The following is a 16687-nucleotide window of genomic DNA, read 5'->3' as shown; positions in this document are numbered from 1 at the left end:
GTTCTTATCATGTATCCAAATGCTGTACGTTAAACAATCTCGCATAACTTCCATCTAGCCCCATCAGTTCTTCATGTGTACCACGCTCTGTGATCTCACCATTCTCGAGCACTACGATCTGATCTGCATGTGTAATTGTAGACAGTCTATGTGCAACAATTAGTGTAGTACGTTCCGATGAGAGGGATTGCAGCGCTTGTTGAATTAAATGCTCTGACTCCAGATCCAGCGCTGATGTAGCTTCGTCTAATATAAGAACCTTCGGATCTTTAAGAAACACTCTTGCGATCGCAACCCGTTGCTTTTGTCCACCGGACAGCTTCACTCCACGCTCTCCCACTTCTGTGTCATAGCCTAGCGGCAGCTGCTCAATAAAATCATGCGCATTGGCAGCTTTCGCCGCCGAGAGGACTTCCTCCTCTGTAGCATTAGGATTACCGAACAAGATATTATCTCTTACAGACCCACTAAATAAGAAATTATCTTGAAGCACCATTCCAACGGCTCTTCGTAAACTCTCCTGCGTCAAACCTTGTATATCCTGACCATCCATCTGGAGGCTACCTTTGCTGATGTCATAGAAACGCGGAATCAAGCTTATGAGAGAGGACTTCCCACCACCACTCATTCCGACAAAAGCGACCGTCTGCCCAGGTTTGATACTTAAATTGATATCCTTCAGTACCCAATCATTCTCTTCGTTGTATTTGAACCAAACCTTATGAAAATCAATTTCACCACGTGCATTCGTCAGAGGTCTTGCTCCCGGTTTATCCACGATATCATAAGGCTCTTCTAGCAGCTCAAGCACCCGTTCAAGGGAAGCCGAGGCTTGAGTTAGCACTGTCGAGGAATTAATCAATCGACGCAGCGGCGCATACATCCGGTCCAGATAGCCGAAGAAAGCAACAAAGGTTCCCACAGTCAAATGGCCATGAATCACTTGATAACCCCCGTATCCGATGACTAGCAGTGGTGCAATATCCGTTAGTGTGTTAATAATCGCGAAGGTAATCGCATTCCAACGGGTTTGAGCCATCGCTTTTTTGAGAAAGTTACCGTTGATATCTTCGAACTGCTTCTGATCCACTTTTTCCATCGTGAAGCTGCGGATAATCGAAATGCCTTGAATCCGTTCATGAAGATAGCCTTGAATGCCAGCTAGAGCCTGTGAACGGTCTTTGGTTAACACCTTAAGTCGTTTATATAGTTTACTCACCGCAAAGGCGTAAAACGGAAGTACAGCGATAGATACTAGCGCCAGCACTGGATTCAAATAAAACATAAAACCAAGCGCAAACACTAGCGTAAATAAATCCAGCCATACATTCATCATTCCGACTTCTACTAAATTTTTAGTCTGTTCCACATCATTTATAAATCTCGAAATTGCTTCGCCCACTTTTGTATTCTGATAATACCGCAGCGACAAGCGCTGTAAGTGACTGTATAGCTTATTGCGCATATCGAACAATATCTTACTTGTGATCAGCTGGGCAAAATACTGCCGGTAATACTCCACCGGTCCCCTTACAATTACGAATAAAACAAAAGCGCCTCCGAGAATAAGCATCAATTGCGATACCCGCTCCTGAGCACTCATGGCAGGGTTCATCAGCAGGTCATCGACCACGTATTTCAGGATCATAGGCAGTGTCAACGGGATGCTGAACTTGATCATACCTATAAAGAGCGTAAACACAATCCATTTCATGTAAGGCCGTACAAAAGTAAAATATGATTTCCATTGTTTCACAGAGATATTCTATCCTTTCTCTTTACTGAGTTGCTAAGTACAGTTGACTTTTGCGCTCTACAGTGTTTTTATATTTTTAAGTCCATAAGTACGATTGCAGTACCCGAACTTCAGGAGGATAAAGATGTCTAGACAATTTGTGACGGAAGCCGTCATGATGGCGATTTACGGCCAGCTTCTCATATCGAGCAGCCCTGTAGAATATATAGTGCCTTATACGACCGTGATGGAATTATACGAACTTCGGGACAGTGATGATCCGTTAATGAACCGTCCAGATGATGACAAGCATGTCAAACTCAAGATTGGTGAGCTCATTGCCTATTTCGAAGAGCCGCTAAATGCTAAAAAAATCAACCGCTGTCTGGCCGTTCCTTGGGCAAAAAGCTCTGGTATTCTACTAGGCGGACAATCAAAGATTACCATCATTAACAGCATGGATACCGCTGTCTACGGCGAAACATTCGATCCCATCGAAACGGAGCTTCTATTGTCTTCACAACGTGAGAAGGTGCCCATTCTTACCGATCAATTCGAGCTGATTCAACGCATTATTGAAGGTGGGGTCCCTGTTCAAGTATACGACATTGACGATTTCGATTTTGCAATGGAGGAAGAAACGTTCCACAATTCGCACTGATTATATCAACGTAGAAAAAGCCCTGCCTTTTGGCAAGGGCTTTTCACATTCGTAAAAAAACAAAATTAAGACATTTAAACCTGTACTCCGCCAGGCACCGAATTGGCTTCATACTTATATTCAATGTCATCCTCTGCCTCAGAATACACAATAGTTAAGCCGTAGCCCTCCATATACCATAAATCCTGCTCTTCCATGTAGAACACAATACCGTCTTGTTCAACTTGTATTGCTGGACGTCCAGGTGCCTCCATCCCGATACCCAAGGAGAAACCAGGGTGAAGTCCACCTCCCGAGCTATAGCGGGGAAATAAACGAATATAGTCGCCATTCTTAAGATCCAGTTCTCTTTTAAACCAAGCTGCCGCTGCTTGACTAATTTCCATGTTCATCTCTCTCAGCTCCTTTGTATAGTCTAATCATACTGAAAATGAATCGATTTTCAAACACCTTTATGTAATTAATGTTTTCCCAAACTCCTCAAAAATTAGTTTGACAACTTTGCAAACGGAGTGATAAACTCTGAACATAACTAAACGTCTGCTAGTTATTACCAAAATTAATCATTAAAACAATGAAAGGGGTGAGCGCGGTGTTTACGAAGTTACAGCCATATCAAATAACTATTGTTGGAATTTCCAATCAACTGAATACCGAAGCAGCCCAAGTGGTGAACCCATCCTGAAGTTCATACGAGTGTAAATGATCGTATAACTTTAGTTCTTGTAGGTCTCTCACATGCCTGGTGCTGTATAGCACCGTGCGCATGATAGCTGTAAATTACAGGCATATCGTCCGTTTTCGGATGATATGCCTTTTTTGTTTAAATATAAGAATTTATATATTTCACGATATAAATTTTCCTTATATTTCTACGAGAAACGATTGTCCTCTTTGAAGGACGATAACGTCGATTCTTCTGGCTATAGAGATAACCACTTGCGCTTTTTTCCAACATCACAGCTATTACTTTAACTTGAAAGGAAGGGATTTACTTGTTCTCCGTTCTCCGCAATCTCGGCTGGTTCTTTCGCCGAGAAAAAAGGCGTTACCTGATTGGCCTAATCTTACTTATTGGAGTAGGTGTGCTTGAATTATTACCCCCACGTCTGCTAGGCAATGCCATTGACGACATAGTACGCGGTTCTATTACTACAGCATCATTAGCCAAGTATATCGGCATGATCCTCATTTTACTGCTAGTCATTTATTGGATTACCTACATATGGATGCACAAATTATTCGGAGGCTCCAACCTCGTAGAGCGCCTTCTGCGCTCGAGATTTATGAATCATTTGATGACCATGACCCCATCGTTCTTCGAACGCAATAGAACCGGTGACCTGATGGCTCGGGCAACCAACGATATTAGAGCGGTCTCAGCTACCGTGGGATTCGGAATGCTCACTCTGGTGGATTCAACAATCTATCTCACAGTCGTACTGTTTGCAATGGGTTTTCTCGTCAGTTGGAAGCTGACTCTCGCAGCGGTAGTACCATTACCGTTAATTGCAATCGCTATGATTTTTTATGGCAAAGCAATACATGATCGTTATTCCTTAGCACAAGATGCATTCGGAGATATGAATGATCAGGTTCTCGAATCTGTCTCCGGTGTGCGGGTTATCCGTGCTTATGTGCAAGAGAGACTCGATGAGAAACGATTCTCGGATATTACAGAAGATGTATACAACAAGAATATGGCTGTAGCCCGTGTAGATGCCTTCTTTGAACCGACAATTCGATTCTGCGTTGGACTTAGCTACATTATCGGTCTTACCTATGGGATTTATCTTGTATTCCGTAATCAGATCACGCTGGGTGATCTAGTCTCCTTCAATATGTACCTCGGGATGATTGTATGGCCGATGTTCGCCATTGGTGAGCTGATCAACATCATGCAACGCGGGGGTGCCTCTCTCGAACGTATTGATGAGACGCTAAACTCCAAAGCAGATGTTCAGAGTGCCGCTAACCCGGTTCATGTTGCAAATCCTACCCGAATTGAACTTAACGATGTGACCTTCCGTTATCCTTCATCGACGATTGACAATTTGACTAATGTCAGTCTGACCTTGAACCAAGGTCAAACACTAGGTGTAGTCGGTCGTACAGGTAGCGGTAAATCAACGCTGCTCAAACAGCTGCTACGAGAATATCCGACAGGTAATGGTGAAATTCTCATCTCTGGTGTTCCAATTCAACAGATTTCATTGGATCAACTGCACAGCTGGATGGGATATGTTCCTCAGGAACAGATCCTCTTCTCTAAATCTGTTCGTCAAAATATTCAATTTGGTCTGGATAACGCGGACGACGATACGATCTTGAAAGCTATCACAGCTGCCGCCTTCCAAAATGACTTAGGCACATTATCTGATGGTTTAGATACGTTGGTTGGTGAGCGTGGAGTATCCTTATCCGGTGGTCAAAAACAACGTGTATCCTTATCCAGAGCTTTTATCGCCAATCCAGATGTACTGATTCTGGACGATGCTTTATCCGCTGTTGACGCTCGTACGGAAGCCCAGATTATTGAGAATATTCGCCAAGAGCGTGCAGGAAAAACAACATTGATCTCTACGCATCGCCTCTCTGCTGTTCAACATGCCGACATCATCGTTGTACTGGATAACGGCCACATTGTTGAACGTGGTACGCATCAGGAGCTATTAGATATGAATGGCTGGTACCGCGAGCAGTATGACCGGCAGCAAGTAGAGAATAATTTATCGAATGATTAATAGACATACTAGCTATGACTAAGCAAAACTTTTAGGAGGTGTCACCGTTGACAAAGAGTACAGGCAAACGCCTGCTTGAATACGCATTGACTGCAAAAAAAACCTTTATTGCAGCCCTTCTACTCCTCTCCATCGGGGTAGCGGCTGAACTGGCAGGTCCGTTTATCGCCAAAAGTATGATTGACAATCATATGCTGGCCATTGAAAAGCCTTATTTTAGCACTACTTCTCCAGATGAGGCCGTTCAGTATAACAACGCTTATTATAAACGAGGAGATCGTTTTGAACCCGGGGAAGCTAAGGGTCAAGAAATTCGCATTCTTCAAGAGGGAAGAACCTTCTACTTTATTAATGAAGCTGTAACACAACCAGATGGTGAGCGAAAGTTCAGCAATGGTGAAATGCATATCACACGTGGTGAGGACGAAGCCATCTATCCTGCGGTTAAGCTTTCAGCAGATGAGCTGTTCGCTTTTTACAAACCTGAGCTTCCAGGCATTTATCAGCTAGTCGGTTTGTACGCTATCTTCCTAGTGATTTCGATCTTTGCCGAATTTGGTAAAACCTATTGGCTGCAATCTTCAGCGAATCAGGTGATTCGAAAACTGCGAACCGATGTGTATGCGCATATCCAGCGACTTCCGGTTTACTTTTTTGATAACTTGCCAGCAGGTAAGGTAGTCTCCCGTGTAACCAATGATACTGAGGCGATAAAAGATCTATTCATTGCCGTTCTCTCCAATTTCAGTACCGGTATTATTAATATTACAGGCGTATACATCGCCTTGTTCTTGCTCGATGTCCGGCTAGGTCTGATCAGCTTGTTCATCATCCCGATTCTTATTCTTTGGATCGTGCTCTATCGCAAAATCGCTACAAAATATAATACGATTATCCGCTCACGACTGAGTGAGATCAACGCTATCATTAATGAATCGATTCAAGGAATGTCCATTGTTCGCATATTCCGCCGTCAGAAGCAGCTTGGTGAAGAATTTGAGCATCTGAACGATGACTACTTGAAATATCAGAATAAAATGCTGAATTTGAATGCCTTTACCTCCCACAACCTGGTGAACTCGTTGCGCAGTCTCTCTTTTGTGATGGTGCTTTGGTATTTCGGACATGGCAGTATTACCGGTTCTACTTTTGTATCTTTAGGGGTTCTATACGCCTTCGTCGATGTGCTTGGACGTTTGTTCCAACCGATTACAGGTATGGTGAATCAGCTTGCAAATCTCGACACTTCTATGGTATCTGCGGGTCGTGTGTTTACTCTTATGGATGAGCCTGGGGAAAATGTTACCGACGGTTCCATGCCGCGCTATAAAGGAAAAGTGGAGTTTAAGAACGTGTCCTTTGCTTATAAAAAAGACTTCGTCCTTCGCGATATTTCCTTTGAAGCACGTCCGGGAGAAACGGTTGCTCTAGTGGGTCATACCGGTTCCGGAAAAAGCTCGATAATCAACTTGTTATTCCGGTTCTATGATCCGCAAAAAGGTGAAATCACGATTGATGGCCAGAAGGTCACAGATATTCCGAAGCAATGGCTGCGTAATCACATGGGGATTGTTCTTCAAGACCCTTACCTCTTTACTGGTACGATTGCTTCTAATGTCAGCCTGGGGGATGAACGAATCTCACGCGAGCGGGTTGAACGGGCTTTACGGGAAGTCGGAGCAGATAAATTGCTGGCCCACCTTCCTCAAGGTTTTGATGAACCCGTTATTGAAAAAGGGAGCACCCTATCTGCAGGTCAGCGGCAATTGATTTCGTTTGCCAGAGCGCTCTCCTTCGACCCTGCTATTCTGATTCTTGATGAAGCCACCTCCAATATCGATACGGAGACCGAAAGCGTCATTCAAGATGCATTAGAAGTCCTTAAAAAAGGACGCACGACATTCATCATCGCACACCGTTTATCCACGATTCGAAGTGCAGATCAGATTCTTGTTCTGCATCACGGAGAGATCGTAGAGCGCGGTAGCCACGATGAGCTGATGGCACTCGGCGGCAGATACTTCCGGATGTATCAGCTGCAAGTAGGTGCTGGTTCTAACAGTATAGACAATAATAAGAGTGCATCCTCCCGAACTTCGTTAGGCAGCTTGCAACCATCGTTAGAGAAAATGTAATCGATGCCCTGAGTCACATCTGTGATTCAGGGTTTTTCTACACTTGATATTAGAACGTTTGTTCTGTAAAATGAAAAATAATACATATAGGTGAAGGAGGCATTTGATGCGTACATACACTATAACTAAGAAACAAGCTCGACTTTTTCTCCTGGCACACCAAAAGTTAACCAGGGGCGCTCTTCCTGCCGGTAAACTTAGTATTTATGATTATGTTCGTCACGTAGGCTGTATCCAATATGATCCTCTTAACATCGCAGGCCATAACCATGAGCTTGTCCTCCAAGCACGAGTTCCCGGGTTCACGCCTGAGCAAGCCCAAGAGCTACTGTATCAAGACCGACTTCTATTCGATGGTTGGGACAAGAACATGTCCATTTATTGTACAGAGGACTGGCCTTATTTCAAACGGAGAAGAGAAGCTTCTGCCTTGTACCATCAGGTTAATGAACCTGTAATGGCTGCCGTACAGCAGGTTCGTGAGGAGCTAATAAAGCGCGGTCCTCTCTCCTCCTTGGATGTAGAAGGAAAGGACAAGGTGGATTGGGCTTGGGCTCCGGCTAGACTATCACGTGCCGCTTTGGAAAGTATGTACTTTTGGGGGGAGATAGTCGTTCATCATCGTGTTCATACCCGCCGGTATTACGATTTCGCTGAACGTCTGCTACCACATCATCTTTTGAACACGAAAGACCCTAACCCCACCGATGAACAATTTCATGATTGGTATGTGCTGCGTAGAATAGGCAGTATCGGACTGTTATGGAATAAATCCGGAGACGGATGGCTGGGGATTTCCGGTCTGAAGAGCAAGGAACGTGCGGCAGCGATTCAAAGGCTGTTACAAAGCGATAGCCTCAGGGAAGTTCTAGTGGAGGGTATTAAGCTCCCACTCTACATCCGTAGCATGGACGCTCTAACTTTAGAAGCTGTAATACAGCAAGAGTCAGAAGATGCTGAGAGTCAATCAGGTTATTCGTTTGCAGCTATAATAGCTCCACTCGATAACTTGATATGGGATCGAGAACTGATCCGACAATTATTTGGATTTCATTACCGCTGGGAAGTCTATAAACCCGCTTTGGAACGAGAATATGGATATTATGTACTGCCTTTATTATATAATGATCGTTTTATTGCGAGATTTGAACCGGTGGTGGATAAGAAGAGCCAAACATTGAATATTATGAATTGGTGGTGGGAACCGGGTGAGCGCCTAATACCAGAGATGCTTCCGGCATTAGGCGAAGCTCTATCTGCACTATCACGCTGCGTTAGAGCTTCTAAGATTCATTTTAGACCGGAGGTTGTAGAGGACTGCGGATTAGAAGAGTTATTAGTGCAAGGTCTCCTCTTCTAGCCCCAGTTTCGTGAACATTTCTGTACAATAGCCTTGTAATTTGATTTCTAGCCGTCTAGCTTTATTTTTGAATCGTTTTAACTCCTCGATCATCTTTGCCCTTCCAGCAGGGGTGAATGTTTCTTGTATCCGTTCTTTGAAATAATCGTGAACGATATGGTTTCGCTGTTTCCATACTTCTTCTAGCTGAGCGGTTTCTTGCTCCGAGAAAGGAAAGTGATGCTGTATTTCTTTGATGAGTTGACCGAGTGAATTGCTGAGTTTTCGCTGATACAGATCCGTCAGATCTGCTTCAGTGGGCGTCTTGCCTTGCGATAATTTGGTGAGCAATAACAAATTGGTCAACTGCTGTTCTAGGGCTTGACCATAATAGACTGCTAGTCCAAAATACGCAAATAACTCCTTGGATTGTTCACTCTCTGGTACTTGTGTATGCTTCATCTTTCCCCTCCACTTCAATATCCTTTTTACTTTTATCTATACAATTTATGTTTTGTTGTAGTCTCTCTGTCTTGATCTGTACAAATAAAAACCGATAAGCAGTGTTATATATAAGAGCGCATGTGCAAATGAACCTAACAACTCCGCTAATGGTATAGTATCAGCTTTCATCATAACCTCCATAACTGGGGCGACAGGTGGTAACAACCAGATCAGAAAATGTAACGAACCGGGCAAACTATCACTGATCTGGGTCCCACCAAGTGACATTATAACAATTCCCAGCATGATACCGGCAGCATGGCTGCCTTTCTTAACCCACGAAGATTGCAGATATAAGGAAATGGACACACCAAGCATCCCTAATAACCCGTGTCCAGCAAGAGCTAAGCTGAACCGATACACCCCTGGTGATTCTGCGAAGTGGCCCGTTACCCAAGGATAAATAACAAGGATTAGATCAAGCAGCAACGTAAGAAATGCAAGTGAAAGAATACCCCCTACACTATGCTTAACCGCGCTTCGCAGATGAACCACTGCGATCTGCCGATGTACAGGATGTTCATGATTTAGAAAGCTGAGGCCCATCCAGGCACAGCTGATAAAAAGCATTACTGCAGTAGCTGCATAGCTATTCATTACCGGATTAGGTTTATAGGAATACAAAATCTGAACCGCAATCACAATCCCTGCTAATGGGCCGAAATATCGCTGAGATCGGGTATAGCTTCGCAGCATATAAGCGATAAGCGAATTCATGAATCGACCTCCTTAGCTCTGGTCGCTGGGCTCATCCACAGTTCTATACCGTCACGTCCCCCTCGGGGATCTACCGATTGTATTGAGCCACCCGCTTCTAATACAAACCGCAGAAAGATGTCAGAATGTGAAGCCTCTACAGTCAGCCCTATACAATCACTATAAGCACTATCCTTAACTTCCCCTAAAGAAATAAACCCTGTCATACCCTTCAGATACTGCTGATTCTGAATGGACAGCTTGGATAATCGGATATAAGTAGTGGGGTTTGCTCTCAACTTCTGAGACCCCACAATGGACTTAACAATCCTTCCTCCTTGAAGTACATGGACATGGTCGGCTAGCATTTCTATCCACTGAGGCTCATGTACCGAGAATACTATGGCTGTGCCCTTTTTCTTCAAATTTATCAGAAGGTCAACAAGCTTATTCATGGAAGTGAGATCCAATCCCGACATAGGCTCATCCAGAAGCAGCAATGAAGGACTTCCCATTAAGCTTTGGATCAGATTTATTTTTTGCAGCATCCCTTTGGAGAAGTTTAGCATAGATTGTGTACGAAAATTCTCCAACAGAAACAGTTCGAATAACATTGTTAATTCCTGCTCGATCTGAGCTGGTGCAAGTCCGCTAATCTGACCCATGCTTCGCAAATACTGCTCTGGGGAAAGCTTCGACCCTGGAAAAATTTCAGGCGCATATCCAATCCTCATATGATGATGAATGCGATTCAACTTCCCTGAAGAAACATGGATGAGTCCAGCTAAGATAGACAGCAGCGTGCTTTTACCTGAACCATTCCTTCCGATAAGTGCAGTGACAGTTCCCATTTCAACGACCATCGAAACTTCTTCCAACACTGTTCGTCGTGCAAATTGCTTACTAATTTGTTCTAGTACTATTAGGGGAGTAGCATCTATGCCAATGTCAGTAAAGTTAAGTTCTTCTCTGTGTGTCACTAATCGCGCTCCCTTCATATCTACTGTTAATTCTCCGGTTCCCTACGAATTTCCTCTTATACGAACCAAATTTTAATCAAAAAAAGAAAGAACTGCTAAAGCAGCCCTTTCTTAAATCCAGAAGTTTTATTATAAAATTGTTTGCTTTCCGTTAATCCTTTCCCTCTTTTTGTTTATTTGGTATGTGACAGAATATCTTCAGCTCGAAGCCGGAACTGTTCTGCAGCTTTCTCTGGTGTAATCTGACTGAACATAAGCAAATCATATAGCTCACGTAATAAACCTGTCCCCTCTGAAGAGCCAACCGGATCAGGCGGGTCCATCGGGCTGCTATTTTGCTCCACCCATTAAAATATATTCAAAGATCTGTGCAAGCTCTGGCTATATAAATGGTTTCATCTGTTCTGAATATAAAAAACCAGATTGTTGCTATATTTCTACAGCAACAATCTGGTTATCGGTTCATATATGAGAGTTAGGTTACATGTATTTACGCATAAACCTCAACCGCATCGCTAATTAGACGGCACGCCTCAGCACATCTACGGCAGGCATCAATACATTCCTGACAATGTGTATGTATATGCTTGCTGCTTTCATCTGCACAGGCTTCACAAATTTCGGCACATAGACGGAGAATTCCGGCTACAAACGGACTTTGGCGAGTCATCGCTTGTACGGCATATGAACAAATATCCGCACATTCACGATCTAGCCGCATGCTTTCACGCAGAGAAGCAAGATCATATTCTTTTAGGCTTGAGACATAGCTATAATTACAGGCATTCATACTTTCTAAACAAGCGTCAATGCACTCCTGATATTGAATTCGGGTCATAGCCTTAAACCTCCTGTATTTTTATAGGGTATGCGATACTATTAACCTACAAGATTAGGAATGAACCATTACAACTTCTGACAAGGAGATCTGATTATAGACTTCTCTTAATTGTACTAGGACGAACGAAGGTACGCCCTTCCATCTCCAGTAACCTAGTGCGCAGTTCATTTGATGAGAAATGTTCACCGATGAATACGGCAACGTCAGGCACTTCGCCTTGTGGTGTGATTTTCATAAAATCAGCTTCACGATAGGCATATTGGAAAAGAAAGCGGCTGGAGGTGTCATTAAAGGTCACAATACCTTTAGCTCTATAAACATCACGCGGTAATTCCTTAACGAACTGTTCGAATTGTTCACTGTTTACTGGACGTTTAAAATAATGTGTGTACGCCATAACATGATCGTGGCTAGTATGTGTGCCTCTAGTCGTGTGTTCATCTTCATCATGCAAGAAGCTCTCACTGGCATCCTCAACCTCTTCCAATTGTGCATCCGTAAGAACTCCACCTGCATCACGCAGCAATTCCTCCGGTTCTACATCACAACGCACAGTTGGCAGAATGGGTGCATAAGCGTTCCATTTCCGTAGTACAGCGGTAACCTCTTCCGCCTCTTCAGCGGTTACACGGTCAATTTTATTCAATAGCAAGACAGAAGCGCAGCGAATCTGCTCCTGCATCAAACGATAAGTTGCCCCCTGCTGTGCGCGATACAGTTCAAGAAGATGTACGGCATCAACAACGGTGATCAAGCTTTTCAGTTCTACCTTTTGATACAACGAAATTTCGGTTACGCCATCTACAATTTCCAGCGGATTTGCAGCTCCTGTTGCCTCGATTACTACGACATCCGGAGTCTCCTTCTTAATGAGTGTTGCCAGCTCTGTACTAAGATCACTTCGGATAGAACAGCATATGCATCCACCAAGTAGTTCTGCCATAGGGACAGTTTGCTCAACTAGCAATCCATCCAAATTCACTTCACCCAACTCATTCATCACTACTGCAGGACGTAAACCCTGATTTTTCCAATGATCTAGTAGGCGCTGCAGCAATGTTGTTTTGCCGCTCCCCAGAAATCCTGACAATATATACACAGGTACGACCTGTTCCATGTTTCATCGCTCCCCAGCAAATTACAGTTATGTGTAGCGAGTGTACTACATGCGCGCGAAGCACGCAAGCGGCACCCCAAATTCCAGCTGCATTCTGTAAGTACACGTAAGCTTGTCTTTACTTCTGCCATCCCCTATCATGATAACATCTCTAATCTAGGAGTTGAGCCATTTGTCATCTGTTGAAGAACATCGGAAAGAAGCGCCTCAAACCGTTTCCTGCTATATCATTACTGTCTCGGATACCAGAACTACTGAAACAGATACCGGAGGAGCTTTGATTAAATCTATGCTCGAAGAAGCCGGGTATGAAGTGATAGGCAGCACCATTACGAAAGATAATTATCAGGATATCCGTGAGCTATTGTATAAATGTGTTGACCAGGCCGGAATAGAAGCTGTACTCCTCACAGGTGGAACAGGGATTTCTCCACGGGATACGACGTATGAAGCTGTTGCCTCTTTGCTAGATAAAACATTACCTGGCTTCGGTGAGATTTTTCGGATGCTAAGCTTTACAGAGGACATTGGTTCGGCAGCTATTCTTAGTCGAGCCATCGCAGGCACCATGGGAAAGACCGCAATTTTTTCTATGCCTGGCTCTGCTGGAGCCGTAAAACTGGCTATGGAACGGTTAATTATCCCGGAACTTCGCCATGTTATGCGTGAAATTTACAAGCGTTAAGCAAATACCCATTTTTAAATACAATAGACAAACAACCAAGCAGGCTTTTGTTCTGTGCGTATAATACGGTAAGTCCACACACAAAAGGAGCTGAAGGAAATGTCTGAATGTCCAAAATGCCCGGCCCAAACGGTTACTGACCCACCTAAGGTGGTTTATCAAGATCACTTCCATCCACAAGTAGTAAATGTGATTCATCCAGTTGAAATCGTTAGACGTCATCACTGTGTACCCGTTCCTCGCCATTGCTACACCTATTCTGTGAAAGATGTTTTTTGCGACAATAACATGATGCCTAGAGGCGGAAGATAACTCTACTTCACACCACTATTAAAAGTCCCCTATAAGTGAGAGACAGACCCGTGCTAAATGCATTGGGTCTTCTCTCGCTTCTTTTGCAGAAAACATTTGACAAAATGGATCGTTTATCTAGTCTGTATGTCTTCTATCAACCGGAGCACCAATCGCGGGAAGCGTAGGGACAGTGATCTCTACCCGTTATCTATTAGTTAAGACAGAACAATATGCTAGAGTTAAGGGCCACTGGAATTTGTTCTAGTGATTCACGATAGCACAGCTATAAAAGCAAGCCTCTGAAAATCAAATGGCTTGTTTTTTCAAAGAAAGGATCGATCAGAAGTAAAACAGCAGCACAATGTAACTCGAAGATACTTCCGTTTAACTAATCGCTCACTGTAAAAGACAAAATGTCGAATAAACCTGCAAAAAGTACATCTTTATATGAAACGTGGCGGACTACAGATTAAGGGGGTCAAGCCGTAATTGCAGTTTTCTTTTGTCTAGCGAAAGGTTTGGATGACTATGAGAATAAAATTCCATTTTGGGTCGTGAATCGGTACTCATGATTTATCTCTGTTAAACTCAGAGTCAGGGTATCATCGGAGACCATGCTTTAAGGCGGTCAAACTCATAGATCGTTCGGAGATGATAGGGTTTTTTTTCATTTTTCCTTTCAAAAACACCCATGTATCCAACCTCATTAAAAATAACGTATTCCAATGTAACCCGCTGATCTGGGCGGTTAGATTGCCAATAATAATGTAATTCTAACGGAGCCTCATACCATAACCAATCTAAATCCTTAATTGCTACATTTCTATGCTGGAGAACCCATATACTGAAGGCAACATGAGGATCCTCTACAGGTATTTCTGACTTTGGATTCTTTTCTTTCAATTGACTCGCAGCCGCCTTAAGAACTCCATTCATATCTGATTCGACGGAAAATTGTGAAACGGATTTAATCTGATTAAATTGCTCAGTATATTTATTAGCCTTCGTTAGCTCATGGATTTCATTCAAACTAATCTTAGGGCCATAGAAAATAACACAGACACTAATTAACCCAAAAATAAGCGCTTTCGAGAAAAGAAACTGCTTCTTTTTATACATATAAATTAATGCAATAAAAAAGCCCACAGGAATCAGTAAGCCGAACAAATTGATGTAGAACTCACAAAGTAAAAAGACTCCAATAATTAACGCCCAATCCTTTAATCTCAATGTTTTTCGCTGATCCCAATAGGACACTAGTAATGAAACAATAAAACAAATCCAAAAGATCCAGCTCAATAAAACCAGTCCTCCTCTCTCCTACATTCTCCATATAATACCACATCCAAGGGGGTACCAAGAGGACTACCTTGGATGTCTTACAACCCAAAATTATTACTCAGTCCTTATAAAAGAATCCGGATAATTGGCTACAAATTGAATCATGTCATCAGAGATCTCCCATCTAAAAACGGAAGTCAAAACCGGATCTCTAAAAAAGGATTGGACTGCTTTATGATTAAAATCAGCTGAGTAATTCTCGAACTGGGCTCTTTCGTGGTTTGCACGCAGCTTTTGTAGGTTAGCAGCTTGAGCTGGCCCCTTTACAGAAAAATCAAAGTCCTCTAAACGAATCTTAATTCTTTCTTGGTTTCGCTGAGTCATCACCTCTATCTGTAGCTGATTCAGATCGTATACCAGGCTATACACAGTATCCTCGCGCCGTGCTGCGGCAAGTACTTTAAATGCAAAATCCGTGTCAGGCGTTTGCTCCGCTAATGTGCTTAATGCTTCATAGGCAATCTTATAGCGATCCAGTGAATTCTGTTCATAAGCATCCCGATCTTCCCAGCCCTTGAAATCCACCCTCTGAATCTCCTGTACAGCTTCCTCATACACTGTATTAGCGATAATAGGCATGGAAAGCTTGCCTTTATATACAACCAACCTTCCATCTAAAAACTCAAGAATCGCTTGATTGCCCCTCCGGTCAGCCAACAGATAATGTAAACTAGAAGTGCTTTGATCGATACGAACCGTCGTAGCTGCTACCAATGCTTCCTGAACAGTAGCACAGGTATCAAGTAAATATTGAATAAAATGCAGTTCACCTAAAGCGGGTCGCTCATCCACCGCAGGATATTTAGTCTGCCAAAGTGTCGTTTGCTCCACCACCAGCCCTGCTTCATTCATCCCCCCATTAGGATTTTCTTTTCCAATTTGTGAGATGGTTAGGCTTCCATACTGAGAAATCCAAGAAGCGGGCTGAGCTGGAGGCATCATTAATGCAGTCTTCTGTAAACCTCTTTGGTTCGTAAAAAGATACACTCCATCGTAGATTACATCTTGATTTTTACAGACTCTATTGAATTCATTTTTAAGCATATGGAAGGTTGTACTCATGTTCATCTCCCTTTTCTTATAGCAGCTTGTTTAGAACCTCTTTATTTTCATTTTCCATATGATCCAGAAAAGCTAAACATAACTCTTCAATCTGCTTATTCTTTTGATCTAAGAGGGCTGAGAATCTTGTAATCAATGTCTGCTTTCTTTTTTCCCATTGCAGCTGTTGCAATTTTTGTAGATAGCCTTCCTCCTCCGGATTCTCCTCTTCATTCCTTAACATCCGGGTTAAAAAAAGAATTTGCACCTCGATTTTTACTTCTGGTGTTAGATCAAGCAAGTAATTGTTCTCATCAATCAACAGATCAGCATCCACTTTGAAAAATTCTGCCAATGCTTGCAGTCTTTCTTTGGGTACAGGACGACGTTTCTTGACCCAATCACTAAATTGTTGCGGGGTCAGCCCTACTTCTCTGCATACATTGGTGTACGTCACTTGATGAATTAATGCAAGGTATTGCAAAATTGTTAGGGCAGATACAGTAGTATTACTTTCCATGATCACCATTCCTTATTGACATAACATATGTCTAATCCAATTAAACCCATCTTA

The 16687-nt window shown here is 43.0% G+C and carries 17 protein-coding genes; 6 read left to right on the top strand and 11 right to left on the bottom strand.

Features of this window, described 5'->3' with window-relative positions:
• Positions 1 to 7: 7 nt before the first annotated feature.
• On the bottom strand, positions 8 to 1756 hold the full coding sequence (locus CA600_RS03215; protein ID WP_094868893.1) for an ABC transporter ATP-binding protein: 1749 nt from the start codon (positions 1754 to 1756) through the stop codon (positions 8 to 10).
• 124 nt (positions 1757 to 1880) lie between these two features.
• Between CA600_RS03215 and CA600_RS03210 the strand changes: the two genes are divergently transcribed.
• Positions 1881 to 2396 (top strand): ADP-heptose synthase, encoded by a 516-nt coding sequence (locus CA600_RS03210; protein ID WP_094868892.1) that lies wholly within the window; start codon positions 1881 to 1883, stop codon positions 2394 to 2396.
• A 74-nt stretch (positions 2397 to 2470) separates the two neighbouring features.
• Here the strand turns inward: CA600_RS03210 and CA600_RS03205 are convergent, their stop codons facing one another.
• Positions 2471 to 2788, bottom strand: a complete 318-nt coding sequence (locus tag CA600_RS03205; protein ID WP_094868891.1) for a HesB/YadR/YfhF family protein — start codon at positions 2786 to 2788, stop codon at positions 2471 to 2473.
• Positions 2789 to 3391: 603 nt separating this feature from the next.
• On the opposite strand from CA600_RS03205, the gene CA600_RS03200 reads away from it, so the two are divergent.
• The 3 genes from CA600_RS03200 (at position 3392) to CA600_RS03190 (ending at position 8635) form a co-directional block, all read left to right on the top strand.
• Positions 3392 to 5140: an ABC transporter ATP-binding protein gene (locus tag CA600_RS03200; protein WP_094868890.1), complete on the top strand. Its 1749-nt coding sequence runs from the start codon at positions 3392 to 3394 to the stop codon at positions 5138 to 5140.
• A gap of 47 nt (positions 5141 to 5187) precedes the next feature.
• The gene (locus CA600_RS03195) at positions 5188 to 7275 is read left to right on the top strand and encodes an ABC transporter ATP-binding protein (RefSeq protein ID WP_094868889.1); all 2088 of its coding nucleotides are present in this window, start codon (positions 5188 to 5190) and stop codon (positions 7273 to 7275) included.
• Between the two features lie 106 nt (positions 7276 to 7381).
• Complete coding sequence (locus tag CA600_RS03190) at positions 7382 to 8635, top strand: winged helix-turn-helix domain-containing protein (protein ID WP_094868888.1); 1254 nt, start codon at positions 7382 to 7384, stop codon at positions 8633 to 8635.
• On the opposite strand, the gene CA600_RS03185 is transcribed toward CA600_RS03190, so the two are convergent.
• The 6 genes from CA600_RS03185 to CA600_RS03165 form a co-directional block, all read right to left on the bottom strand.
• Positions 8612 to 9076, bottom strand: a complete 465-nt coding sequence (locus CA600_RS03185; protein WP_042188942.1) for a hypothetical protein — start codon at positions 9074 to 9076, stop codon at positions 8612 to 8614. The genes CA600_RS03190 and CA600_RS03185 overlap by 24 nt on opposite strands.
• 45 nt (positions 9077 to 9121) lie before the next feature.
• Positions 9122 to 9835: a hypothetical protein gene (locus CA600_RS03180; protein ID WP_094868887.1), complete on the bottom strand. Its 714-nt coding sequence runs from the start codon at positions 9833 to 9835 to the stop codon at positions 9122 to 9124.
• Positions 9832 to 10794, bottom strand: a complete 963-nt coding sequence (locus tag CA600_RS03175) for an ATP-binding cassette domain-containing protein (protein WP_179281508.1) — start codon at positions 10792 to 10794, stop codon at positions 9832 to 9834. The genes CA600_RS03180 and CA600_RS03175 overlap by 4 nt, the downstream gene beginning before the upstream one ends.
• Before the next feature lie 173 nt (positions 10795 to 10967).
• A complete protein-coding gene (locus CA600_RS31095) occupies positions 10968 to 11117 on the bottom strand; it encodes a hypothetical protein (RefSeq protein ID WP_179281507.1) in 150 nt (49 codons plus the stop codon).
• A 167-nt stretch (positions 11118 to 11284) separates the two neighbouring features.
• Positions 11285 to 11632 (bottom strand): four-helix bundle copper-binding protein, encoded by a 348-nt coding sequence (locus CA600_RS03170; RefSeq protein WP_042128424.1) that lies wholly within the window; start codon positions 11630 to 11632, stop codon positions 11285 to 11287.
• 94 nt (positions 11633 to 11726) lie between these two features.
• On the bottom strand, positions 11727 to 12752 hold the full coding sequence (locus CA600_RS03165; RefSeq protein ID WP_094868885.1) for a CobW family GTP-binding protein: 1026 nt from the start codon (positions 12750 to 12752) through the stop codon (positions 11727 to 11729).
• A gap of 172 nt (positions 12753 to 12924) precedes the next feature.
• Here CA600_RS03165 and CA600_RS03160 point away from each other — a divergent pair, with 172 nt between their 5' ends.
• Together CA600_RS03160 and CA600_RS03155 are read left to right on the top strand one after the other, a co-directional pair.
• Positions 12925 to 13437, top strand: a complete 513-nt coding sequence (locus CA600_RS03160; RefSeq protein ID WP_094868884.1) for a MogA/MoaB family molybdenum cofactor biosynthesis protein — start codon at positions 12925 to 12927, stop codon at positions 13435 to 13437.
• A 99-nt stretch (positions 13438 to 13536) separates the two neighbouring features.
• Entirely contained in the window at positions 13537 to 13749 is a 213-nt protein-coding gene (locus CA600_RS03155; protein WP_094868883.1) for a hypothetical protein, read from the top strand.
• Positions 13750 to 14325: 576 nt separating this feature from the next.
• Here CA600_RS03155 and CA600_RS03150 read toward each other — a convergent pair.
• The 3 genes from CA600_RS03150 to CA600_RS03140 form a co-directional block, all read right to left on the bottom strand.
• Positions 14326 to 15030 carry a hypothetical protein gene (locus CA600_RS03150; RefSeq protein ID WP_094868882.1) on the bottom strand — a complete coding sequence of 235 codons (705 nt, stop codon included), beginning with the start codon at positions 15028 to 15030 and terminating at the stop codon, positions 14326 to 14328.
• 96 nt (positions 15031 to 15126) lie between these two features.
• A complete protein-coding gene (locus CA600_RS03145) occupies positions 15127 to 16134 on the bottom strand; it encodes a carcinine hydrolase/isopenicillin-N N-acyltransferase family protein (RefSeq protein ID WP_179281506.1) in 1008 nt (335 codons plus the stop codon).
• Between the two features lie 16 nt (positions 16135 to 16150).
• The gene (locus CA600_RS03140) at positions 16151 to 16633 is read right to left on the bottom strand and encodes a helix-turn-helix domain-containing protein (RefSeq protein WP_094868880.1); all 483 of its coding nucleotides are present in this window, start codon (positions 16631 to 16633) and stop codon (positions 16151 to 16153) included.
• Between the last annotated feature and the right edge of the window lie 54 nt (positions 16634 to 16687).

Origin of the sequence: Paenibacillus sp. VTT E-133280 (assembly GCF_002264385.1) — a bacterium.
GTDB lineage: Bacteria > Bacillota > Bacilli > Paenibacillales > Paenibacillaceae > Paenibacillus_AQ > Paenibacillus_AQ nitricinens.
Note: the sequence above shows the minus strand (reverse complement) of the source record. Positions and strands in the feature narration are given on the sequence as shown.